This window comes from Bradyrhizobium sp. RDM12 (assembly GCF_051917485.1).
GTDB lineage: Bacteria > Pseudomonadota > Alphaproteobacteria > Rhizobiales > Xanthobacteraceae > Bradyrhizobium.
Map to the genome: position 1 here is coordinate 2,604,389 of NZ_CM133064.1, position 22,529 is coordinate 2,626,917.

Here is a 22,529-nt window from a genome sequence, read left to right on the forward strand (position 1 = left end):
CCATCGGCGCCGCAAATCCGGAGAACATGGTGGGCACGGCGCAAGAGCGCCTTTGCTCACCGTACAAAATTTACCCGTTCCGCCGTTCGCCACGCAGCGTCGGCAGGCCGATGCCGGCCGCATCGAAGCCGCCATCGACGGCCAAAATTTGGCCGGTGATGTAGCTTGCGCGCTCCGAGCACAAGAAGAAGATCGCTTCTGCGAGTTCCTCCTCCAGGCCGTAGCGGTTGAGCGGGATGGCATCGTGATAATCGGCGCGGATCTCCCGGGTATGCACCTGCTTCGCCATCGCAGTGTCGACCGGCCCCGGTGCGACCGCATTGACGCGGATGTTGAGCGAGGCGAGCTCGACCGCGAGCTGCTTGGTGAGGTGCGCAAGCCCGGCCTTGCTGGTGCCGTAGGCCGAGCGCAGCGTCGAGGCGCGTACGGCCGAGATCGACGTAATGTTGACGATGGCGCCGCCGCCTTGCTCGCGCATCAGCGGCGCGGCCGCCTTGGTGCAGAGGAACGGGCCGGTGAGGTTGACCGCCATGATCCTGTTCCACTCGGCATCGCTGGTCTCCAGCACCGGCGCGAACACCGCGACGCCGGCATTGTTGACGAGCGCGTCGAGCCGGCCGAAGCGGCTCATGACCGCGGCCATTGCAGCTCCCACGGCGCCTGCGTCCGACACGTCGCAGGTGATCGCCAGCGTGTTGTCGGGATTCTTCAGCGCCGCTGTGGCGGCCGCCTGCAGCTCTCCCTCGATATCGAGCAGCACCACGCGCCAGCCTTCGGCGAGAAAGCGCTTCACCGTCGCCAGCCCGATCCCGCGCGCGGCGCCGGTAATCAGAGCAACTCTGGCGGGGGAGGAGGTCATGGCGCGGTCCTTTGCTCGGACCCGCGGCATGACAGTTTAGTCGGTCCCGCGCAAGGGATCACGATGAGCGATCAGAATTTGGGGCCGACATATCTGAGGCGGCCGATGTCGGATTGTCCCTGCTCGGGGAATTCGAGCGTCGGCGTGACATGGCCGACAAGGATGCCGGCCGACACTGCGGTCTTGATGTACTTCGACTCTCCCGCGGCCAATTGGAACGTCACTGTGTTTTGAACCTCGGTCGTCGTTGTCACAACGTAGTTCCCCGGCGGGCGGTCGACAAAGTGAATCCGCCGGGCACGGACCTGCCGACGACTTCATTGTTCATCCGAATCTCGGGCTGAACGGCCGAGCCCTGGAACTTGCCCGGCCGGGTGAAATAGACACGGCCGAAACCCGGCTTCAGCGGCGGGATCTGCAAGGGCGGTTCATCGAGGCTGCGCGGGCTCGCGCAACTCGCCAACAAAAATCCGGCAAGCAAAAGCGGCAAAGCCCCGATCTTGGATGTCATACGCCCCCGTCTCAAAACGTTGGAGCGCCCAGCTCCAAATCGACGGAAAACAGCGAACGGCTGGTGATTGCCTCGCGGTTTCCTCGCTCCCAGAGGCAATTAGGCATACACGCATTGATTGTGCAATCGTTTTTCGACTAGCAAACAGAGCAATAACCAGCCGTCGACCATGCGCGGCGTCTGCCGCGATCGGCGTGGCCCGCAGCAGTGAAGCCGCGACTACGACAGCTCCGCAGATGCGCGCTGCATGTTCGCCGACATGTCAGCGGTCACCGCGCTCTGCTCCTCGACCGCGGCGGCGGTGGAGGCGATGAACTCGTTGACGCCGGCGATCGCGAGCTTGATCGCGGTGAGCGAACTCGCGACGTCGCCGGAGATCGTGTTCAGCGCGTCGATCTCGGAGGTGATCGTGTCGGTCGCCTGCTTGGCCTGGTTGGCGAGGCTCTTCACCTCGGAGGCGACCACCGCAAAGCCGCGTCCGGCTTCGCCCGCGCGCGCCGATTCGATCGTGGCGTTGAGCGCCAGCAGGTTGATCTGACCGGTGATGCCGGCGATCATCTCGACGATGCCGCTCATGGCCTGCGCGGCCGCGTTCAGCCGCTGCGCCTGGCCGTCGGCGGCCTCGACGCGGGTGGCCGCAACCCTGGAGCTCTCGCGCGACTTCGCCATGGTCTCGGAGATCTCGCGGATCGAGGCGCTCATCTCCTCGCTGCCCGCCGCGACCGCCTCGATCAGCCCGCGCGCATTCTCGGCCTTCTTGCGCCCGATCGCCTGCGCGGTGATGTCGGTGGCGTATTTCACTACCTTGTAGGGCTTGCCATTCAGATCGAAGATCGGGTTGTAGGACGCCTGGATCCAGATCTCGCGTCCTCCCTTGGCGATCCGCTTATATTCCGCGGCTTGGTGTTCGCCGCGATTGAGCTTCTCCCAGAACTGCCGATAAGCCGCCGAATTCTTCTCGCTCGGCTCGACGAACATGCTGTGGTGCTGGCCCTTGATCTCGGGCAGCGAATAGCCCATTGCGCCCAGGAAGTTCTGGTTGGCGGTGCGGATGGTGCCGTCCATGTTGAATTCGATCACCGCCTGCGACTTCTGAATCGCGGCAAGTTGGCCGTCATTGTCGGCGGCCTTCATCTTCTGGGCGGTCACGTCGGTTGCGAACTTCACCACCTTGAACGGCCGGCCCATCTCGTCGAGGATCGGGTTGTAGGTTGCCAGAATCCAGATTTCTTTAGCCCCCTTGCCGAGCCGCTTGTATTCGGCCGCCTCGAACTGGCCCCGGTTCAGCCGCGCCCAGAAATCGGCGTAGGCTGAGCTGGCACGATCCTCCGGCGTCACGAACATGCCGTGGTGCTTGCCCTTGATCTCGTCGAGCGAGTAACCCATCGCGTTGAGGAAGTTCTCGTTGGCGGTGACGATGGTGCCGTCCATGTTGAACTCGATGACGGCCTGGGCGCGGTTGATCGCGGCAAGCTTGCCCGCTTCTTCCATGCTCTTCATCTTGTAGGCGCTGATGTCGGTGGCGAACTTGATGAAGCTGACCACCTTGCCGTTCTCGTCGAGCAGCGGCGCGTAGGAGGCGTGGACCCAAAGTTCCTTGCCGTTCTTGCCGAACCGCCTGTATTGCGTGGTCTGGAACTCGCCGCGATTCAGGCTGGCCCAGAAATCACGGTAGCGGGCGCTCTCGCGCTCGGCCGGGCTGACGAAGATGCTGTGGTGCTTGCCCTTGATCTCCGCGAGCGAATAGCCGCTCATCTTCAGGAGATTTTCGTTGGCATCGAGAATGGTGCCGTCGAGACCGAACTCGATCACCGCCTGCGATCGGTCGAGCGCCTCGACTTCTGCGACCGCGTGCCTGACTTTCTTGCTCTGGAAATGGAACACCTGATGCTCCGCAATGATCTGGTGGCGAATCGACGGGGGTACCGCGTCGCTTAAACGGAAAAGTTGCATGGGCTCGTTGAGCAACTGTAAACGTCCGCACGCGGCTGCGGGGTTTCCGTAGTTGCACGTGCGATGACCACATCGTTCGGTTGACGCATCTTCTGGCTCCATAAGCACTGCGAAATTCATAAGTGAGCGATTTGCGACCGTAGTTCTACGGTCGCGTTCCGAAGGCATTTTTGTGTTCCGCCATCGATCCTTGCGGCGAGATGTCGGCGAGAGGGCAAGTCAATCGTCTTCCATGGGCGTGATGACCAGGGACGTGCCCAATGCCTGACGACCGCGAGCACCAAGTTCGAACTCTCTTCGCCGCCTATCTCGCCAATGACCGCCAACGGGTCAGCGATGCGCTCGCCGACGACTTCCGCTTCACCAGCCCGTTCGATGACGACCTCGACAAGGCCGCCTATTTCGAGCGCTGCTGGCGCGATACCGGCTGGATTGCGCGCCACGACATCGAGCGCATCTTCGTCGGGGGCAACGAGGCCTTCGTCACCTATCGCTGTCTGGCAACAGACGGCAGGAGTTTTCGCAATACGGAGTTCTTCACCTTCGCAGGTCGCAAGGTTCGCCGTATCGAGGTCTATTTCGGAGCCGCTTTTCAGGACGGCCGGTTCGTGCCGCAGTCGCGCTAGCGCCGCGACGACCTCTGAAATAATTTTTCACGGCCCTGTCTGCTTGGCAAAAGTTCGTTCGTCTTACCAGGGAGCGCGGGCCTTGCTGTCCGCCTATGTCCTCAGTGAGGAACCGCATGCGATTCATGATGCTGATGATTCCGCTCGGCTACGAGACGGCGCCGGCGGATGTGCAACTCGATCCCGAACGCGTCGCCGCGATGATGCGCTACAACGAGGCGCTGAAGGATGCCGGCGTGCTGATCACGCTGGACGGCCTGCATCCGCCGTCGACGGGCGCCCGCGTCTCGTTTGCGACCGGCCTGCCTGTCGTGACCGACGGCCCCTTCACGGAGGCCAAGGAAATGCTGGGCGGCTATTGGATGATAGAGGTCGGCTCGCGCGAGGAGGCGATCGCCTGGGCGAAGAAGTGCCCGGCCTCGGCCAATGAGATCATCGAGATCCGCCAGGTGCAGGAAATGTCCGACTTTCCGCCGGAGGTGCAGGCCGCCGCCGCCGGCTTCGACGATCTGAAGACCTAGTCGCGGCGGTTGCGCTTGACGCGCTTCTGTCGTCCATCGATCAACAAGGAGAGAACCGATGAGCGCCGAACACAAATTCCTCGCCGTCTATCTCGGCAGCATGAACGGGTCGAAAATGGCGGCCTGGAATGCGCTTCCCGAGGCCGAACGGAAGGCCAGGGAGCGCGAGGGCATGGCCGCCTGGTATGGCTGGGTCGAGAAGCACAAGGACGTCATCGTGGAGATCGGCGGCCCGCTCGGCAAGACCCGCAAGATCGACGCGAGCGGCATCGCCGAGGTCAGCAATGCGCTGACCGGTTTCACGGTGGTGCGGGCTGCCTCGCAGGAGGCCGCCGCAAAACTGTTCGAGAACCATCCGCACTTCGCGATCTTTCCCGGCGAGGCCGTCGAGGTCATGCCGGTGCTGGCCATCCCGCAGATGTAGGTCCGGGAACGTCGTGTCCGGGCGCGGTGCTGTCGCATCGGCCCGGGCCTGACCGTGGAAGCACGGGTTCACCACGCCCCATCGGCGCTAGTGACCTTCACCGCCGGCTCATGTAAAGGTCGTTCACATGAGCTGGCGCAAGGAGCAGGGCCGCGCGGAGCGCGGCTATCACCACGGCAATCTAAAGGAAGCCCTGTTGCAGGCCGCCCTCGGGCTGATCGCCGAGAAGGGCGCGGCCGGCTTTACCTTTGCCGATGCCGCGCGCATGGCCGGTGTCAGTGCTGCCGCGCCTTATCGGCATTTCCGCGACCGCGACGAACTGCTGTCCTCGATTGCCCAGCGCGGTTTTGAGCAGTTCGAAGCGCGTCTCACGGCCGCCTGGGATGACGGGCGCCCCGACACCGTCACCGCATTCGAGCGGGTCGGCCGGGCCTATCTCGCCTTCGCCCGCGAGGAGCCGGCTTTCTATAACGCGATGTTCGAATCCGGCCTGCCGGTCGATGCCAATGCAGCGCTGCAGGCCGCAAGCGAGCGTGCTTTTAACGTCATTCGCGCTGCCGCGGAGCGGCTGGCGGCGCTCGCCCCGCCCGGTACGCCGCGTCCGCCGGCCATGATGATGGCGCTGCACATCTGGTCGATGGCGCATGGCGTCGCCTCACTGTTCGCCCGCGGGGACGCCGCGCGCCGAAAACTGCCGATGTCGCCGGATGAGTTGCTCGAAGCCGAGGTGCTGATCTATCTGCGCGGCCTCGGCTTCCCGACCGACCGCAGACCGCAGGCGAAAAGCGCCGAGCCGCCGCCGGTGCCGCCGGAGGCATCCTCCGGTTCTGGCGTGCCGCCAGCGGGTCCTTGGGGCAAGCCGAAATAAAGTTGCGCAAATAATTCCGCTACCCTGTCAGGCCGCCAGCTTGACAAAATCGCGGGATGGTCTAGCTATGTAAATGTTATTTACATTCACAACGGCAGATGCCGTGATGGAGAAGGGAAATGGCCTACACCGCTGATGTCAATCGCTGGCGCGGCCCCTCGGACCAACAGCAACAGTATGAGCGGCCCCACATGCTCGATACCCCATGGCATCCCGGTTGGATTGCCGTGACCATCCTCGGCTTCATCATCTGGTGGCCGATCGGACTTGCCCTTCTCTTTTTCACACTCGGGAGCAGAAGAATGTCGTGCTGGAGCAACCAGGATCGCTGGCAGAACAAGATGGAGCGGATGCAGTACAAGATGGACCGCATGCGCGGTCGCATGGAGCGCCGTGGTTTCGGCTTCGGCTTCGGCCCGCCGTCCTCCGGCAACCGTGCGTTCGACGAATACCGCACCGAGACGCTGCAGCGGCTCGAGGAGGAGCAGGTCGAATTCAAGAACTTCCTCGACCGTCTGCGCCACGCCAAGGACAAGGAAGAGTTCGACCAGTTCATGGCCCAGCACAAGACGCGTCCGACCCCGCCGCCGGCCGACCAGCAGCAGGGCTGATCCCGACAAGATCGCACCTCTCAAAGCCTTCAGGCGCGTGCCCCCAAAGTCCTGATGGCTCCGAGCCGCCCGCTTGCGCACCCCGCAGGCGGGCGGTTTGGTTTTCAAGGGCCGGTCAGAACCTGGATCCCATCGTCAGGCGCCAAGACTTGCACCAAGACTTGCGCAAGCGAACTCGATCGGGCCAGGCGCGCAATGGCCGCGAGCTTCAGCGCGCCGTGGCGAGCTGCGCGCGGACCGATGTCAGGAAGTGCTCGTAGGCGTGATCGACGATCTCGTTGAGTGAACGCGTTCGCGCGAACATAGCCTTGGCCTCGGTGAGAAACTCGTCGCGGGTCGGAATCCTCGGCAGATGCAGGTGCGTCAGCGCATCGACGCCGTCATGCGCGCGATCGAGGATGTCCTGCAGCGTCGGCAGTTGCAATGCGGCCAGTTCGGCCCGGTGCAGCGCGGACGAGATCGCGTGCGCGAGCGCGTGCGCATCGAACCGCCCGGCAAGCTCGCGGGCTGCGCGATTGATGACGCGTGCGCCGAGCGGTTGCTCGTTGCGCAGCACCAGCTCGGGCGGCGTCTTCATGTTCCACACGATTCCGAACCAGGACAGCACCTTCAGGACGTAATAGGTCACGTCGATTTCCCACCAGCGAAAGCCTTGTCGCACGCTGCTCTGGTAGGCGTGGTGATTGTTGTGCCAGCCCTCACCCAAAGTGAGCAGCGCCAGCAGCCAGTTGTTGCGGGAATCGTCGCCCGTCACGTAGCGCTTGCGTCCATGCACATGCGCGAGGGAATTGATGCAGAAGGTCGCGTGATAGACCAGCACCGTGCTCCACAGGAAGCCGACGACCAGACCCGACCAGCCCGCAATCAGGAAGCAGAGCACCGCGAGCGTAACGGCCGGCAGAAGCTCCAGACGATGCAGCCACATCAGCTCCGGATAGACCGCGAGATCGCCGACTTTCACCAGGTCGGTGGCGTCATGGCGCCGGTCAAAGATCCAGCCGAGATGGCTGTACAGGAACCCGCGCTGACGCGGCGAATGCACGTCGTGTTCAGTGTCGGAATGCAGATGATGGTGCCGATGCTTGGCCGCCCACCACAACACGCTCTTCTGCGCGGTGCTTTGCGCGAGCAAAGCCAGGACGAACTGAAACACCCGGCCGGTCGCAAAAGCCTTGTGCGAGAAATAGCGGTGATAGCCTGCGCCAATGCCAAACATCCGCACGACATAAAGCGACGCGCAGATCGCGAGAGCCTGCCAGGTCACGCCTGACCAGATCGCCGCAATGCAGCCGAGATGGACCAGCAGGAACGGCACGGCAGAGGGGTACATGATGTCGTCGTGTTGGTCGTCGGCGGGCGCGTTGGGCGACATGTCTTGGCGTGACCTTGGGTGAGGGGTTTCGTGTCGGCAGCGAAGGCCGCCGGGTACGAAAAACCCGCGGATGGCAGACCACCGCGGGATCTTGAAAAAGATGCTTTGCGTGGGCATCCCGGCCAAAGCTGTTTCGGCCGAAAACTCAACCGACTATATGGTCGCGGATGCCTGGCTTGCAAGCACGTAGCCTCACGGGGACCTGCGGCATGGTGCTCGGATAGCGACAGTTCCGCTGACGTGCCGTGGCGCGCGGCTTGGCCGCGGCCTATATTCGACAGGCAAGAAGGATGCGTCAAAACTCCGGAAGCGACGATGGCACATGCTGCGATGTTGGCGAGCGACAGCCTCTGGCGAAACATTCGCGGCGAGGCGCAGCGCGCCGCTGCTGCCGATCCGGTCTTTGGCAAGGCCGTTGCCGACGCGATTCTGGCGCATGATGATTTTGCGGCGGCCCTGGCCGATCTGATCGGGCATCGCCTTGGGCGCAGCGCCGTTGAACGCGCGCGCTTCACAGCCTTTGCCCTCGATGCCTTTCACGGCTCACCCGAATTGATCGAAGCGGCCGGTTGCGATTTGCAGGCCATCGTGCGCAGCGATCCAGCCATCGCCAGCCTGCTGGCGCCGTTGCTGCATTTCAAGGGTTATGTCGCGCTGCAGGCCTGGCGTGTCTCGAACTGGCTCTGGCTCCGCGGCCACGTCGATGCGGCGCTGCTGTTTCAGAACGATGCGTCGAACGTCCTGCAAGTCAGCACTCATCCCGCCGCGCAGATCGGCTCGGCTGTCTATCTCGATCACGCCACCGGTATCGTGATCGGCGCCAATGTCGTGATCGGCGAGGACGTCACCATCCTGCAGAGCGTCAGCATCGGCCGCGGCAGTGAACTGCCGACGCGCTCGCCGCGCATCGGGCGCGGTGTCTATATCGGCGCCGGCGCGAGCATTCTCGGCGACGTCAGCATCGGCGATTTCGCAAAGATCGGCGCCGGCACGGTCGTGACGTCAGATGTGCCCGGCGGCTGCACCGCGGTCGGCAATCCCGCGCGGCTGACCAACTGCCCCGAGCCCGCTTCTGCGGCGTGATTCACCCTATCATCAGCTTTCAATCGTCGGAGCCTGCAATGAAGACGGCAATCGTGATCGGCGTTGGACCGGAGCGCGGCCTTGGGGCCCAGCTCTGCAAGCGTTTTGCAGCCGAGGGGCTCAGGGTGATCGTCGCGGGCCGGACGCAGCCGGCGCTGCAGGCGGTCGTGGATGACATCGCGAAGGCCGGCGGCGTGGCCACGCCGGTCGTCGCGGACGCGACCAAAGAGGGCGACATCACCGCCTTGTTCGATGCTGCCGGCGACGACCTCGACCTCGCGATCTACAACGCGGCAACAACACGCCGGGAAAGATCATCGAGATGGACGCCGAATATTTCGAGAATGCCTGGCGCGTGGTCTGCTTCGGCGGCTTCCTGTTCGGCCGCGAAGCGGTGCGCCGCATGGTGCCGAAGAAGACCGGCACGCTGCTGTTCACCGGAGCCAGCGCCTCACTGCGCGGGCGCTCCGGCTACGGCGCGTTCAACTCGGCCAAATCAGGCGTGCGCACGCTGGCGCAGGCCATGGCCAAGGAATATGCGCCCGACGGCATCCATGTCGGCCATGTCGTGGTCGACGGCGCCATCGCCGGCGACAAGATCTTCTCGCGCTTTCCCGACGCGGCGGGCCGCGAGGACAGCCTGATCAGCATTGCGGGCATCGTGGATGCCTTCGAATTCCTCTACCGCCAGCCCGAGCGGGCCTGGTCGTTCGAGCTCGACGTCCGGACCTCGAAGGAGAAGTGGTGAGGGTGGGGGCGCCGAAAGGCGTTGCAGGGAGGGAACCGACCGTGTTCCGGCCCGCACCTTTCTCCGGCAATCCCAGGCGACACCATGTCTCGCGCCCGGTGTCCCCAACCGCCTGCGCTGCCTCTCTTTCTCGCGGCCAAATTCGCCCCCGGTAACCCGGCATTAACCATCGTCGGGCTCTGGTAATGAGGGACAATCGCGCCCGGAGCTGTCGTCGAGGCCCTTAGTTTTGACATCTTGGCAGGGAATGCAGGCGGCGGCTTTGGACAAGCCCCTGCACCCCAGAAAGACAAGGCTTTGAGCGGGCTTGCCGGCCGCGCCGGTTCCAGCGCGGCTGTAGGGGAACCGGCCGCCATTTGGCTCGCCGGGGCATAGGTAACGATCGCCTTGAGAGGATACTGCTGATGAACCCGGCCGACGTGGCTCAGTCCGCCCTTCCGGTTGCCGCCTCCGCCGACGTGTCGCTGATCGCGCTGTTCTGGCAGGCTCACTGGATCGTGAAATGCGTCATGCTGGGCCTGCTGTCCTGCTCGGTCTGGGTCTGGGCCATCGCGATCGACAAGATCTTTCTTTACGCGCGCACCCGGCGTTCGATGGACCGGTTCGAACAGGCGTTCTGGTCCGGGGAGTCGATCGAGGAGCTCTATCGCACGCTCTCGGCCAAGCCGACCCATTCCATGGCAGCGTGTTTCGTCGCCGCGATGCGCGAATGGAAGCGCTCTTTCGAAAGCCACGCCCGCTCGGTCGCGGGCCTCCAGATGCGCATCGACAAGGTCATGAACGTCTCGATCGCCCGTGAGGTGGAACGGCTGGAACGCCGGCTCCTCGTGCTCGCGACCGTCGGCTCCGCCGGCCCCTTCGTCGGCCTGTTCGGCACGGTCTGGGGCATCATGTCGAGCTTCCAGTCGATCGCGGCATCGAAAAACACCTCTCTGGCGGTGGTCGCCCCCGGCATCGCGGAAGCGCTGTTTGCGACCGCGGTCGGCCTTATCGCCGCCATTCCTGCCACTATTTTCTACAATAAGTTCACTTCCGAGGTGAACCGGCAGGCCCAGCGGCTCGAGGGCTTCGCTGATGAATTTTCGGCCATTCTGTCGCGTCAGATCGACGAGCGGGGCTGACGGACGACATGTATAGTGTGAAGGCGAGATTGGGCACCAATCCATGGGCATGAACGTAGCCAGTTCGTCCGGAGGCGGCGGGCGCCGCAGCCGGCGCAAGCCGGTCATGGCCGAGATCAACGTCACGCCGATGGTCGACGTGATGCTGGTGCTGCTCATCATCTTCATGGTGTCGGCGCCGCTTCTGACCGTGGGCGTGCCGCTCGACCTACCGCAGACCCAAGCCAAGAGCCTCGACCAGAACGACCAGAAGCCGCTGCAGATGTCGGTCGACATCAAAGGCAAGGTGTTCATCAACGACGCCGAGGTGGCGCTGAACGAGTTGATCCCGAAGCTGAAGGCGATCACGGACGCGCGCGGCGGGCTCGAGGAGCGCATCTATCTGCGCGCCGATAAGAAGGCGGATTACGGCACGGTGGCGAGGGTGATGGGTTTGTTGTCGGGCGCGGGCTTTAAGAAGCTGGCGCTCGTCACCGAGGCGGATCAGGGGTCCTAAGCCGGTGAAGGTGAACGTCGACAAGACACTCGTTGCGTCGATTGCCCTCCACGTCCTCGTGATTGGATGGGGCCTGCTCACCTTTAGCAGCAAGGCCTTCATCGCGCCGGAGGAGTCGCTGCCGATCGACATCATCTCCACCGACCAGCTCGCGCAAATCACCAACGGGCAGAAGACCGGCAAGAAGGAAGAGCCGAGGCCTAAGGTCGAGAAGATCGCCGAGGCCAAGCCCGAGGAAGACGCCGTCGGCAAAGTCACCGAGAAGAAAGAGCTGATCAAGACCAACTCGACCCCCGATACGCCGCCGAAGCCTGTCGAAAAGCCGGTCGAGAAGAAGCCCGATCCGCCGAAGCCGGTCGCCGAGGCCAAGCCCAAAGAAGAGCCGAAGCCGCAGGAAAAGAAGCCCGATCCGGCCAAGGAAGATCCGATCGCCGAGCTCCAGAAGAAGCTGGACACCAAGAAGCCGCCGCCCAAGCTGGTTGAGCAAAAGGTCGCGGCCGTGCAGCCGCAGCAGCAGCCGAAGCCCAAGGAGCGCAGCTTCGACCCCGCGCAGATTCAGCGCGACCTCGACAAGCGTGCGGCGACCCGGCATGAGCTTGCCGGCGCGGCGCTGAATGCGTCCGCCTCGCTGGGCTCGACGTCAGGGACGGCCGCCACCAATGTCGCGACGTGGCAAGGTGCATTCCAGGGCGCCGTCAAGCGCTGCTTCACGCCCACCTATAACGGGCAGGACGCCAACCTGTACGAAGCCGACATCGACATTCCCATGAAGGTCGACGGATCGCTGGCCTCGGAGCCGGTCATCGTCGCGGTGCGAGGACCGTCGCGGTCGATCGCCCAGGCGGTGGCGGAGAGTGCCAAGCGCGCTATCGTGCAGTGCCAAGTCTATTCGTTCCTGCCGAAACAGCAATACGATAGCTGGAAGCTCATTCCGATGACCTTCGGCCTGAAAGATATGTTGTGACATCCGAACAAAAGAATTTTGCGATGAATGACGTTCGATCGATGAACCGCCGCCGTTTCATGACCCTGACCGGATCGACGCTTGCGTTGCTCGGGGGCGGCCAGGCCTTCGCCCAGCAGCCGCAGGGGCGGCTCCGCATCGATCCCACGGAGTTTCGTCCGATCCCGATCGCGATCACCAATTTCGTGCCGGGCTCGCCCGCCGACGGCGATGTCAGCAACGGCGTCACGCAGGTCATCACCAACAATCTGAAGCGCTCGGGCCTGTTCGCTCCGATCGACCAGGCCGCCTTCATCGAGCGCATCAGCAACATCGACGTCGCGCCGCAATTCCAGAACTGGAAGACCCTCAACGCGCAGGCCCTCGTCACCGGCCGCATGACGCGGCAGCCGGACGGCCGGCTCAAGGCCGAATTCCGCCTGTGGGACGTGGTCACCGGTCAGCAGCTCGCCGGCCAGCAATATTTCACCTCGCCGGAATATTGGCGCCGGATCGCCCATATCATCTCCGACCAGATCTACGAGCAGATGACCGGCGAGAAAGGCTATTTCGACAGCCGCGTCGTGTTCGTCGACGAGTCCGGGCCGAAAGAGCGCCGCGTCAAGCGGCTTGCGATGATGGATCAGGACGGCGCCAATGTGCGCTATCTGACCCGCGGTGCCGACCTCGTGCTGACGCCGCGCTTCTCGCCGAACTCGCAAGAGATCACCTATATGGAGTTCGGGCAGGGCGATCCGAAGGTCTATCTCTTCAACATCGAGACCGGCCAGCGCGAGATCGTCGGCAACTTCCCCGGCATGACCTTCGCACCGCGCTTCTCTCCTGACGGCCAGCGCGTCATCATGAGCCTGCAGCAGGGCGGCAATTCCAACCTGTTCGTGATGGATCTGCGCTCGCGCTCGACCACGCGCCTCACCGACACGCCGGCGATCGACACGTCTCCGTCTTACTCGCCGGATGGCACCCGCATCTGCTTCGAGTCAGATCGCGGCGGCAGGTCGCAGATCTATGTGATGGCGGCGGGCGGCGGACAGGCGCAGCGCATCTCCTTCTCCAAGGACGACAACAACGCCACCTATTCGACGCCGGTATGGTCGCCGCGCGGCGACTACATCGCCTTCACCAGGCAAGGCGGCGGGCAGTTCTCGATCGGCGTCATGAAGCCGGACGGCTCCGGCGAGCGGCTGCTCACCTCCGGCTATCACAATGAGGGCCCGACCTTCTCGCCGAACGGCCGCGTGCTGATGTTCTTCCGCGATCCCGGCGGCAATAGCGGACCGTCGCTGTTCTCCGTCGACATCTCGGGCCGCAACGAGTTGAAGGTGCCGACGCCGGGCTTCGCCTCCGATCCGGCGTGGTCGCCGCTGCTGTCCGCGACCGCGGGCCAATAGACCGCACGCGTCCTGCAACGCGCGACGTTTTCGAAAAAGAAGCGCCGATTTTTCGGGTTTCTGCGTGCGCGGCAAGCTTTCCTTCACCTTGTGCCCGGCAAGGCTTGCCTAGTTGCTTGATATTTCAGCGGAAACAGTTTCGCTATTGCCGAAAAACAACTCGACTTTAACGATGTTCCCTCAGAAAGGCTTCATCTGGTGTGGGTAAAAGTACGTGCCAAACAGGACGCGCGTACGAACCAAAATGCAGCTCGCAAGCCAGACAGGCGGCATCGATCAAAAACCCTCGAATCTTTCGGCGGCGCTGATCGATTCGCTGTTCGAAGCGTCCGGCCCGTTATTCGCGGGTGTCGTCTTCGTCGCCTTTGCGGCGGGCCTGACCGCGCTGAAGACGGGACAAACCCTGCTTTGGGCGTGCGCCCTGTTTCTTGTCGTTGCAGGCGCGATCCGGGTGTTCGATCTGCGGCGCTTCAACCCGCGCAAGTCGGCCCTCACCGCCGAAGAAGCTGCCAAGTGGCAGAAGCGTTATCGAATCGGTGCGTTGATTCAGGCTGCCGCGATCGGCACATGGTGCTCGATCGCCTTGCTGAGCAACGATGACGCCGTAGTCCACCTCATTGCTCTGTCCGTCACCACCGGAATCGTGGCCGGAGGAGCGGGAAGAGCTTACGGTCGGCCGTCAATATTTCACCAGCAGGCCGTTCTTCAGTTCGGTCCCGCGGTCATCGCCCTGGCAGTACGCGGCACGCCTTACTACATCGCGATGGCGTTCGTCAGCGGCGCGTTTCTGCTGGCGATCATGCAGCTCTCGGCCAACCTGCATAGAATATTCATGCGCGCGGTCGTGGCGCGTGAACGCGAAGCGGCGCTTGCCGGGCAGTTCGATACCGCCTTGAACAACATGCCGCACGGTCTGTGCATGTTCCGCGTCGACAGACAGCTCGCGGTGATGAATCACCGGTTCGGCGAGATGCTGGACCTCCCCAACGATCTCGTTCGGGGTGGCGCCACCGCGCGTGACATCCTGGCCGCGTGCGTCAGCTCCGGCTCCATCTCGGCCGCGAGCGGCGAGATGGTCATCGCCGGGATCGAGAGTTCGCAAGCGCAGCAGATCGTTACGATCGATCCTGACGCAGTACGAAACCGGTCATTGTCGTGGACGGTCCAGCCGATGGCCGACGGCGGCGCAGTGCTGTTGCTCGAGGACGTGACCGAGCGGCGCAATGCCGAGGAAAAGATCACGCATCTTGCCCGGTACGACGAATTGACGGCGCTCCCCAATCGCGTCCATTTTCGCAACCAGATCGAATCCCTGCTGGCGGCCTCCAGTCATTCCGACCGGCTCTCCGCGCTGCTGTTCGTCGACCTCGACCAGTTCAAGCAGGTCAACGACACGCTTGGCCATCCCTGCGGCGACCAGCTGCTGTGTGCGGTGGCCAACCGCCTGCGCGAGATGCTGCGGCCCGAGGACTTCGTCGCTCGCTTTGGCGGCGACGAGTTCGTCGTGTTCCAGCAGAACATCAACCTGGCCGAGGATGCAGCGAGCCTTGCCCGCCGTATCGTCGAGCGCCTGAGCGAGCGCTACCGGATCGACAATCACCTGGTCGAGATCGGCGCCAGCGTCGGCATCGCGCTGACGCCGCCGGAGGGCGTCAGCGCCGACACGCTGCTCAAGAACGCCGACATGGCGCTTTACCGCGCCAAGGCCGACGGTCGCGGCACCTTCTGCTTCTTCCGTGACGAGATGGCGGCCACCGTCGAAGCCCGCCGCATCCTCGAGCTTGACCTGCGCAAGGCGCTCGCCAACGAGGAGTTCGAGCTGTTCTACCAGCCGCTGGTCAATCTGAGGTCGGGCAGGATCACCACCTGCGAAGCGCTGCTGCGCTGGAATCATCCGGTCCGCGGCACGGTCTCGCCGGTCGACATCATCCCCGTCGCCGAGGACATGGGCCTGATCGTCGATCTCGGCCGCTGGATCCTGCGCCGGGCCTGCATGGAATGCATGAAATGGCCGGAGAGCGTCAGCGTCGCCGTCAACTTCTCGCCGCAGCAATTCCACCAGCGCGACGTGCTCAGCGAGATCCGCTACGCGCTCGAAGTCTCGGGCCTGCCGGCGCACCGCCTCGAGATCGAGATCACCGAATCCTCGCTGCTGCGCAATACCCAGCTCACCCACGATATCCTGTCGCAGCTGCATGCGCTCGGCGTACGCATCTCGCTGGACGATTTCGGTACCGGCTATTCGAGCCTCAGCTATCTGCACAACTTCCCGATGCAGAAGGTCAAGATCGACCGCTCCTTCCTCGAGGGCATCGACACCGATCGCCCGCTGACATTGTTGCGTGGCGTGGCGCGGCTGTCGGCAGACCTCGGCATGGCTGTCGTGGTCGAGGGCATCGAGACCAGCGAGCAGCTCGAGCTGATCAGCGCTGATGGCACCGTCACCGAAGGACAGGGCTACCTGTTCAGCCGTCCGGTTCCGGCGGTGCGGGTCCGGCAATTGCTCAATGCTTCGCATGGCAATCGCTTGCATGACCATCTGACCGTCGTCCCCTCGCGATCACTCGCCTAGTTTCGCGCGACGCTCCACCTTCACCTTGGACATGGGCCGCATCCGGGGTTTTGCGGGCCCAAAGGTTAACCCTAAGCCTCCTAAAGCTTTGCAATTATATTAAGGAACCTTTAATCTTTCGATACTCGCGGAAGTTGATTTGAAGTTGGGAGTATCGGATGTTGTCTCAGGCGGAGCCACGCAAGCCGTCGCTGGTGCGCGGCGCGGCGCTGTTCGATCGCATCGACTACCGGCTGATCGAGACTCCCGAAGACAGAGATGCAGTCTACTTTCTGCGCTACAAGGCGTATCTGAATAGCGGATTGATCCTGCCATCCGAGACCTGTCAGGTCCGCGATGTCTATGACGACGCACCCAACGTCTGGATATTCGGCGTTTACGTCGATGGAGAGCTGTGCAGTTCCGTCCGCATACATCTCCTGACGCAGGAATGGCGCATGTCCTATTCGACCGAATTGTATGGCGATTTTCTCCACAGACGCCTCGATCGGGGCGAGGTTTTCGTCGATCCAGCGCGGCTTGCCGCCGATCCCGAGAAAGCCAAGCGACTTCCGGAGCTCCCCTATCTGACCCTCCGGCTGGCCTATCTGGCTTGCGAATATTTCAATGCCGATACCGGCCTCGCGATGGTCCGTCCCGATCATCAGCCATTTTACCGCCGCGTGTTTTTGCATGAGCCCGTCGCCGAACCGCGCGCCTTTCCGGGCTGGCATACGATGAAGACGTCGTTGATGGCGTCCGATTTCAAGAACCTCCGGGAAAAGGTGCTGACACGCTTTCCCATCATGCGTTCGAACGCGTTTGAACGACGGATGCTGTTCGATCGCAATAATCAGCGCCAGGCTGTGCTGCGGCCGGTTCTCGTTTCAGCACCCCTCAGTCCTGCCTCTGCCGCGACCCTGGGCTGACCGGCTTCGGTTCCGTCCATTCGCCGCATTGTGTGGGCCCCCTCGGCCAGAGCCCAAAATTCCAGCAGAGCCGGGCTTTTTGCCGGCTCACGCCGCTTGCCTTCACCCTCGCGCCACATTTACAACCCATTAACCACAATGGGTGCTTTTCGCTGGTTGGGGGCATTTGACCGGCTGAGGCAAGGTTCCGTCAAGGTTGACGGAACGTTCGCTTAACCAACCCCCTGTAGACCGGACAGCAGTGGACGAACGTGAGCGTGGAGGCTCCGGAATGAAATATCCTATGCGTATCCTCCAGGGATTGAAGCTGGCCGCGGTGCTTGCCATCGCGTTGTCGATGGGCGCTTGCGCCAACAAGAACGTGGGTATGGACGCGAACGCGAGCGCGGCGACGCCGGGCAGCCAGCAGGACTTCGTCGTGAACGTGGGCGACCGCGTGTTCTTCGAGAGCGACCAGACCGATCTGACCCCGCAGGCGATCGTGACCCTCGAGAAGCAGGCGCAGTGGCTCCAGACCTATCCGCGCTACTCCTTCACCATCGAAGGTCACGCCGACGAGCGCGGCACCCGCGAATACAACATCGCGCTCGGCGCCCGCCGCGCCCAGTCGGTGCGTGCGTTCCTCGCCTCGCGCGGCATCGATGCGAACCGCATGCGCACGATCTCCTACGGCAAGGAGCGCCCGGTGGCCGTGTGTAACGACATCTCCTGCTGGTCGCAGAACCGCCGCGCCGTGACCGTGCTGAACGCGAGCTCCTGACACTCGGTCAGCTGCCGTTCATCTTTGGAAACTGAATATGCCGGCGCCCTCTCGGGCGCCGGTTTCGTTTCAGCGATCTGTGACAGAAACCCCGTGGTGCCAGTCACATTTTTGGCGTACTGCCTTTCAAAGTGTGGCGCGTCGCATGTTCCGTCGCAGATTTTGTTTTCGTCGTCAGGGCAAGATGTCATCCAAATTCAAGGCAATTAACGGCACCGTGGCGATCGCCGCGCTGCTCTCTTTGTGCTCGCCCGTTTTCGCCCAGTCGGACGACGGTGATCCCGAGATGCGGATCGAGCGGCTGGAGAACCAGCTGCGCCAGCTCACCGGGCAGAACGAAGAGCTGCAATATCGCAACCGCCAGCTCGAGGACCGGCTGCGGGCGCTCGAGGGCGGTGCGCCGGGCGCGCCCGGACAGGCGCCGGTACAGCCCAACGTCGCGGCCGTGCCGCCCGCCCAGGTCGCCCCTAGCTATCGCCAGCAGCCTCCGCAGCAGCAACAGGCTGTGCAGCCGGGTTACGAGCAGCCGCAGATCGCGGCTCCCGCGCCGATCGTTCAGGAGCAGCCGGGCCCCGGCGCGCCCGGCATGCGCCGCCGTGGTGATGCGTTCGACCCGAGCCAGAGTCCGAATGCGCCCGGCGCGCCGCGCGCGCTCGGTGGCGGTCAGCAGCCGATGCCGGCGGGCGCGCCGCTCGATCTCTCCAACAATGGCGGGCGCTATCCGCAGGCAGCGGCACCGGCTCAGCCCGGCTATCCGCAGGCTCAGCCCGGCTATCCGCCGCCGGCCGCGGGCACCGGGCTCGCAACACTGCCGCCCTCGGCGACGCCGCGCGACGAGTTCGACCTCGGCATCGGCTACATGCAGCGCAAGGACTATGCGCTCGCCGAGCAGACCATGAAGAACTTTGCGGCGAAGTATCCGAGCGACCCGCTGCTCGGCGACGCGCAATACTGGCTCGGCGAAAGCTATTTCCAGCGCCAGCAATATCGCGACTCGGCAGAGGCCTTCCTCGCCGTCACCACCAAGTACGACAAATCGGCCAAGGCGCCGGATGCGCTACTGCGGCTCGGCCAGTCGCTCGCCGCGCTGAAGGAGAAGGAGGCCGCCTGCGCCGCCTTCGGCGAGGTCGCCCGCAAATATCCGCGCGCCTCGGCCGGTGTCAAAGCCGCCGTCGACCGCGAGCAGAAGCGGGTGAAGTGCTGATCCGCAGGGTTGATCGCTGACACCAGGATGGTGCTGCGCTAAGGTCTGACGATTGCCAGGCAGCGTCATGTCAGACGACGACAACTCACCGATCTCGGCGCGCGAAGCGAAGCGCCTCTTCGACGACCTCAAAAGCGCGCCCGCGCTGGTGCTCGCGGTCTCCGGCGGGCCCGACTCGGTCGCGCTGATGTGGCTCGCCGCGCGGTGGCGGCGCAGCCTCGCGCGCGGCCCGGAGCTCACCGTCGTCACGGTCGATCATGGCCTGCGGGCGGAGGCGGCGCGCGAGGCGCGCGAGGTCAAGCGGCTCGCCACTGAACTCGGATTGACGCACCGGACGCTGCGCTGGCGCGATCCAAAGCCGGCAACGGGATTGCCTGCCGCCGCGCGCGAAGCCCGCTACCGCCTGCTCGCGCAAGCCGCGCGCTCAACCGGCGCGGGCCATGTGCTGACCGCCCACACCCGCGACGACCAGGCCGAGACCCTGTTGATGCGGCTGCTCCGCGGCAGCGGCATTGCCGGGCTGTCGGCGATGGCGCGGCTTTCGATGCGCGATGGCCTCGTGCTGGCCCGCCCGCTGCTCGATGTGCCGAAATCGCGGCTGATCGCCACCCTGAAGCGCGCCAGGATCGGGTTTGCCGATGATCCCACCAATCGCGACGCGGCCTTCACGCGGCCGCGGCTGCGGGCGCTGCTGCCGCAGCTTGCCGCCGAGGGCGGCGATGCCCGCACGCTGGTCCGTCTGTCGGCGCGGCTCGCCCGGGCGAATGCGGCGGTCGAGGTGCTGACCGACGGCGCCGAGCGGTTCCTCAATTTGCACGATCGCGGCGATGCGACGCAGCCGGGGTCCGCAGTTTCGAGGCCGCAGCCTTCGCGCGGCTGCCGGAAGAAGTCCGGCTGCGGCTCTTGCTGCGGGCGATCGACGCGCTCGGGCACGAGGGGCCGGCGGAACTCGGCAAGGTCGAGGCCCTGCTGACCGCGCTCGATCACGCCGTGGCGGCAAGCCCCGGTGCACCCGCAAACGGCCGTGCCATCCTGAAGCAGACCCTGGCGGGAGCCTTGATCAGCCTTGCCGGGGGGCGTATCCACATCGCGCCAGCGCCGGCCCGGCGGTCCCGAGGAAGCGTAAAGGGGGCCTGAACGGCGGATGAGGGCGGATCATGACACCGGCCGTTGCGACGGGCCGCCGTCAGGACACCTTAACCAGGCAGGAAAAACCCGGGCCTCGACGCCATTATTTCAGCGGGAATCGCTCTAAGATGGGATAAATAGTCCCATCTCGTTCCCTTGGCAGCGACCGGGACGGCACCTAAATTGTATACGTCTAACCGAGAGGATTCCTTGGGGATTTTCTCGTAGTGCCCAAGGATGAGGCCGCGATCCGCGCGACCACGAAGGAAGATCGATGAACGCCAATCTGCGCAATTTCGCCCTCTGGGTCATCATTGTTTTGCTGCTGTTGGCGTTGTTCACGCTCTTCCAGAATCCGGGCCAGCGGGCCTCCTCGCAGGACATCGCCTTCTCGCAGCTGCTGAGCGAAGTTGACCAGGGCCGGGTCCGCGACGTCGTGATCCAGGGTCCTGACATCCACGGCACCTTCACCAACGGCTCCAGCTTCCAGACCTATGCGCCGAACGACCCGACGCTGGTGAAGCGCCTGTACGACAGCAAGGTCCAGATCACCGCGAAGCCGCCCGGCGACAATGTGCCGTGGTTCGTCTCGCTGCTGGTCTCCTGGCTCCCGTTCATCGCTCTGATCGGCGTCTGGATCTTCCTGTCGCGGCAGATGCAGGGCGGCGCCGGCAAGGCGATGGGCTTTGGCAAGTCGCGCGCGAAGATGCTGACCGAGGCCCATGGCCGCGTCACTTTCGAAGACGTCGCCGGCGTCGACGAAGCCAAGCAGGACCTGCAGGAGATCGTCGAGTTCCTGCGCGATCCCGGCAAATTCCAGCGCCTCGGCGGCCGCATTCCGCGCGGCGTGCTGCTGGTCGGCCCTCCCGGCACCGGCAAGACCCTGATCGCGCGCGCGGTCGCGGGCGAAGCCAACGTGCCGTTCTTCACCATCTCCGGTTCTGACTTCGTCGAAATGTTCGTCGGCGTCGGCGCCAGCCGCGTCCGCGACATGTTCGAGCAGGCCAAGAAGAACGCGCCCTGCATCATCTTCATCGACGAAATCGACGCGGTCGGTCGTCACCGCGGCGCCGGTCTCGGCGGCGGCAATGACGAGCGCGAGCAGACGCTGAACCAGCTGCTGGTCGAGATGGACGGCTTCGAGGCGAACGAGGGCGTGATCCTGATCGCCGCGACCAACCGTCCCGACGTGCTCGATCCCGCGCTGCTGCGTCCGGGCCGTTTCGACCGTCAGGTCGTGGTGCCGAATCCCGACGTCGTCGGCCGCGAGCAGATCCTCAAGGTTCACGTCCGCAAGGTGCCCCTGGCGCCGGATATCAACCTCAAGACCATCGCGCGCGGTACGCCCGGTTTCTCCGGCGCCGACCTGATGAACCTCGTCAACGAAGCCGCCTTGACCGCTGCGCGCCGCAACAAGCGCATGGTGACCCAGGCCGAGTTCGAGGAAGCCAAGGACAAGGTGATGATGGGCGCCGAGCGCAAGTCGCTCGTCATGACCGAGGAAGAGAAGCTGCTGACGGCCTATCACGAAGGCGGCCACGCCATCGTCGGCCTCAACGTGCCCGCGACCGATCCGATCCACAAGGCGACCATCATCCCGCGCGGCCGCGCACTCGGCATGGTCATGCAGCTCCCCGAGCGCGACAAGCTGTCGATGTCCCTGGAGCAGATGACCTCGCGCCTCGCCATCATGATGGGCGGCCGCGTCGCCGAAGAGCTGATCTTCGGCCGCGAGAAGGTGACGTCCGGTGCGGCCTCCGACATCGAGCAGGCGACCCGCCTTGCCCGGATGATGGTGACGCGCTGGGGCCTGTCGGAAGAGCTCGGCACCGTCTCCTACGGCGAGAACCAGGACGAGGTGTTCCTGGGCATGTCGGTGTCGCGGACGCAGAATGCTTCTGAAGCGACCGTCCAGAAGATCGACTCCGAGATCGCCGTCTGGTCGAGGAAGGCTACAAGGAAGCGACCCGCATCCTCACCGAGAAGCACGCTGATCTCGAGGCGCTGGCCAAGGGCTTGCTCGAATTCGAGACACTGAGCGGCGATGAGATCATCGACCTGCTCAAGGGCAAGAAGCCGAACCGCGAGTCCGTGCTCGAGCCCGCCACGCCGCGCGCCTCTGCCGTGCCGCCGGCCGGCAAGCCGCGCCCGCGGCCCGATCCGGATCCCGGCCTGGAGCCGCAGCCGCAGGCCTGATTGCAAGCGGCAAATCGAATTGAAAAACGCGGCGGAAACGCCGCGTTTTTTGTTGGCATCCATCCCGTCGTTGCGAGCGCACCGAAGCAATCCAGAAATCTATCTGCGGAACGACTCTGGATTGCTTCGCTGCGCTGGCAACGACGCTGTGGATACGTCGTACCCATCGCATCCGCGGCGTGCCCGCGATGGTCGGCACGCTTCCGCTTTGCC

Annotated in this window: 18 protein-coding genes and 3 pseudogenes; 17 read left to right on the top strand and 4 right to left on the bottom strand. The window is 64.1% G+C overall.

Going from position 1 to position 22,529, the window contains the following annotated elements:
* Positions 1-70: 70 nt before the first annotated feature.
* The 3 genes from ACTGJ9_RS12595 to ACTGJ9_RS12605 form a co-directional block, all read right to left on the bottom strand.
* Complete coding sequence (locus ACTGJ9_RS12595; protein ID WP_456677296.1) at positions 71-859, bottom strand: SDR family NAD(P)-dependent oxidoreductase; 789 nt, start codon at positions 857-859, stop codon at positions 71-73.
* Between the two features lie 71 nt (positions 860-930).
* Positions 931-1,083, bottom strand: coding sequence for a hypothetical protein (locus ACTGJ9_RS12600; RefSeq protein WP_456677297.1), 153 nt, complete (start codon positions 1,081-1,083; stop codon positions 931-933).
* A gap of 506 nt (positions 1,084-1,589) precedes the next feature.
* Positions 1,590-3,254 carry a methyl-accepting chemotaxis protein gene (locus tag ACTGJ9_RS12605; protein WP_456677298.1) on the bottom strand — a complete coding sequence of 555 codons (1,665 nt, stop codon included), beginning with the start codon at positions 3,252-3,254 and terminating at the stop codon, positions 1,590-1,592.
* Positions 3,255-3,583: 329 nt separating this feature from the next.
* Here ACTGJ9_RS12605 and ACTGJ9_RS12610 point away from each other — a divergent pair, with 329 nt between their 5' ends.
* From ACTGJ9_RS12610 to ACTGJ9_RS12630, 5 genes are all read left to right on the top strand, one after another.
* Positions 3,584-3,949 carry a nuclear transport factor 2 family protein gene (locus tag ACTGJ9_RS12610; protein ID WP_456677299.1) on the top strand — a complete coding sequence of 122 codons (366 nt, stop codon included), beginning with the start codon at positions 3,584-3,586 and terminating at the stop codon, positions 3,947-3,949.
* A 116-nt stretch (positions 3,950-4,065) separates the two neighbouring features.
* A complete protein-coding gene (locus ACTGJ9_RS12615; protein ID WP_456677300.1) occupies positions 4,066-4,470 on the top strand; it encodes a YciI family protein in 405 nt (134 codons plus the stop codon).
* Between the two features lie 58 nt (positions 4,471-4,528).
* Positions 4,529-4,894, top strand: a complete 366-nt coding sequence (locus ACTGJ9_RS12620) for a hypothetical protein (RefSeq protein WP_456677301.1) — start codon at positions 4,529-4,531, stop codon at positions 4,892-4,894.
* Between the two features lie 127 nt (positions 4,895-5,021).
* Complete coding sequence (locus ACTGJ9_RS12625) at positions 5,022-5,762, top strand: TetR/AcrR family transcriptional regulator (protein WP_456677302.1); 741 nt, start codon at positions 5,022-5,024, stop codon at positions 5,760-5,762.
* Between the two features lie 119 nt (positions 5,763-5,881).
* On the top strand, positions 5,882-6,373 hold the full coding sequence (locus ACTGJ9_RS12630) for a DUF2852 domain-containing protein (protein ID WP_426409171.1): 492 nt from the start codon (positions 5,882-5,884) through the stop codon (positions 6,371-6,373).
* 208 nt (positions 6,374-6,581) lie between these two features.
* Here the strand turns inward: ACTGJ9_RS12630 and ACTGJ9_RS12635 are convergent, their stop codons facing one another.
* Positions 6,582-7,745, bottom strand: coding sequence for an acyl-CoA desaturase (locus tag ACTGJ9_RS12635; protein ID WP_456677303.1), 1,164 nt, complete (start codon positions 7,743-7,745; stop codon positions 6,582-6,584).
* Positions 7,746-8,060: 315 nt separating this feature from the next.
* Here ACTGJ9_RS12635 and ACTGJ9_RS12640 point away from each other — a divergent pair, with 315 nt between their 5' ends.
* From ACTGJ9_RS12640 to ftsH, 12 genes and pseudogenes are all read left to right on the top strand, one after another.
* Positions 8,061-8,828, top strand: a complete 768-nt coding sequence (locus ACTGJ9_RS12640) for a serine O-acetyltransferase (RefSeq protein WP_456677304.1) — start codon at positions 8,061-8,063, stop codon at positions 8,826-8,828.
* 38 nt (positions 8,829-8,866) lie between these two features.
* Positions 8,867-9,576 (top strand): annotated as a pseudogene (locus ACTGJ9_RS12645) (SDR family NAD(P)-dependent oxidoreductase).
* Between the two features lie 404 nt (positions 9,577-9,980).
* Positions 9,981-10,697 (top strand): protein TolQ, encoded by a 717-nt coding sequence (tolQ, locus tag ACTGJ9_RS12650; RefSeq protein WP_027532430.1) that lies wholly within the window; start codon positions 9,981-9,983, stop codon positions 10,695-10,697.
* 43 nt (positions 10,698-10,740) lie between these two features.
* Positions 10,741-11,193: a protein TolR gene (gene tolR / locus ACTGJ9_RS12655; protein ID WP_456677305.1), complete on the top strand. Its 453-nt coding sequence runs from the start codon at positions 10,741-10,743 to the stop codon at positions 11,191-11,193.
* A gap of 4 nt (positions 11,194-11,197) precedes the next feature.
* Entirely contained in the window at positions 11,198-12,157 is a 960-nt protein-coding gene (locus ACTGJ9_RS12660; protein ID WP_456677306.1) for a protein TolA, read from the top strand.
* A gap of 41 nt (positions 12,158-12,198) precedes the next feature.
* Positions 12,199-13,548 carry a Tol-Pal system beta propeller repeat protein TolB gene (gene tolB, locus ACTGJ9_RS12665; RefSeq protein ID WP_456678511.1) on the top strand — a complete coding sequence of 450 codons (1,350 nt, stop codon included), beginning with the start codon at positions 12,199-12,201 and terminating at the stop codon, positions 13,546-13,548.
* A 244-nt stretch (positions 13,549-13,792) separates the two neighbouring features.
* Positions 13,793-16,120: a putative bifunctional diguanylate cyclase/phosphodiesterase gene (locus tag ACTGJ9_RS12670; RefSeq protein ID WP_456677307.1), complete on the top strand. Its 2,328-nt coding sequence runs from the start codon at positions 13,793-13,795 to the stop codon at positions 16,118-16,120.
* A 158-nt stretch (positions 16,121-16,278) separates the two neighbouring features.
* The gene (locus tag ACTGJ9_RS12675) at positions 16,279-17,028 is read left to right on the top strand and encodes an N-acyl amino acid synthase FeeM domain-containing protein (protein ID WP_456677308.1); all 750 of its coding nucleotides are present in this window, start codon (positions 16,279-16,281) and stop codon (positions 17,026-17,028) included.
* Positions 17,029-17,299: 271 nt separating this feature from the next.
* The gene (gene pal / locus ACTGJ9_RS12680) at positions 17,300-17,788 is read left to right on the top strand and encodes a peptidoglycan-associated lipoprotein Pal (RefSeq protein WP_456677309.1); all 489 of its coding nucleotides are present in this window, start codon (positions 17,300-17,302) and stop codon (positions 17,786-17,788) included.
* A gap of 184 nt (positions 17,789-17,972) precedes the next feature.
* Positions 17,973-18,992 (top strand): tol-pal system protein YbgF, encoded by a 1,020-nt coding sequence (ybgF, locus tag ACTGJ9_RS12685; RefSeq protein ID WP_456677310.1) that lies wholly within the window; start codon positions 17,973-17,975, stop codon positions 18,990-18,992.
* Positions 18,993-19,059: 67 nt separating this feature from the next.
* Positions 19,060-20,129 (top strand): annotated as a pseudogene (gene tilS, locus ACTGJ9_RS12690) (tRNA lysidine(34) synthetase TilS).
* Positions 20,130-20,394: 265 nt separating this feature from the next.
* Positions 20,395-22,316, top strand: a pseudogene (gene ftsH / locus ACTGJ9_RS12695) (ATP-dependent zinc metalloprotease FtsH).
* The last annotated feature ends 213 nt before the right edge of the window (positions 22,317-22,529 follow it).

Coding starts and splice junctions, on each gene's coding strand:
- ACTGJ9_RS12595 (WP_456677296.1), bottom strand. CDS start 859: ATGACCTCCTCCCCCGCCAGAGTTGCTCTGATTACCGGCGCCGCGCGC.
- ACTGJ9_RS12610 (WP_456677299.1), top strand. CDS start 3,584: ATGCCTGACGACCGCGAGCACCAAGTTCGAACTCTCTTCGCCGCCTAT.
- ACTGJ9_RS12615 (WP_456677300.1), top strand. CDS start 4,066: ATGCGATTCATGATGCTGATGATTCCGCTCGGCTACGAGACGGCGCCG.
- ACTGJ9_RS12620 (WP_456677301.1), top strand. CDS start 4,529: ATGAGCGCCGAACACAAATTCCTCGCCGTCTATCTCGGCAGCATGAAC.
- ACTGJ9_RS12625 (WP_456677302.1), top strand. CDS start 5,022: ATGAGCTGGCGCAAGGAGCAGGGCCGCGCGGAGCGCGGCTATCACCAC.
- ACTGJ9_RS12630 (WP_426409171.1), top strand. CDS start 5,882: ATGGCCTACACCGCTGATGTCAATCGCTGGCGCGGCCCCTCGGACCAA.
- ACTGJ9_RS12635 (WP_456677303.1), bottom strand. CDS start 7,745: ATGTCGCCCAACGCGCCCGCCGACGACCAACACGACGACATCATGTAC.
- ACTGJ9_RS12640 (WP_456677304.1), top strand. CDS start 8,061: ATGGCACATGCTGCGATGTTGGCGAGCGACAGCCTCTGGCGAAACATT.
- tolQ (WP_027532430.1), top strand. CDS start 9,981: ATGAACCCGGCCGACGTGGCTCAGTCCGCCCTTCCGGTTGCCGCCTCC.
- tolR (WP_456677305.1), top strand. CDS start 10,741: ATGGGCATGAACGTAGCCAGTTCGTCCGGAGGCGGCGGGCGCCGCAGC.
- tolB (WP_456678511.1), top strand. CDS start 12,199: ATGAACCGCCGCCGTTTCATGACCCTGACCGGATCGACGCTTGCGTTG.
- ACTGJ9_RS12670 (WP_456677307.1), top strand. CDS start 13,793: ATGCAGCTCGCAAGCCAGACAGGCGGCATCGATCAAAAACCCTCGAAT.
- ACTGJ9_RS12675 (WP_456677308.1), top strand. CDS start 16,279: ATGTTGTCTCAGGCGGAGCCACGCAAGCCGTCGCTGGTGCGCGGCGCG.
- pal (WP_456677309.1), top strand. CDS start 17,300: ATGAAATATCCTATGCGTATCCTCCAGGGATTGAAGCTGGCCGCGGTG.
- ybgF (WP_456677310.1), top strand. CDS start 17,973: ATGTCATCCAAATTCAAGGCAATTAACGGCACCGTGGCGATCGCCGCG.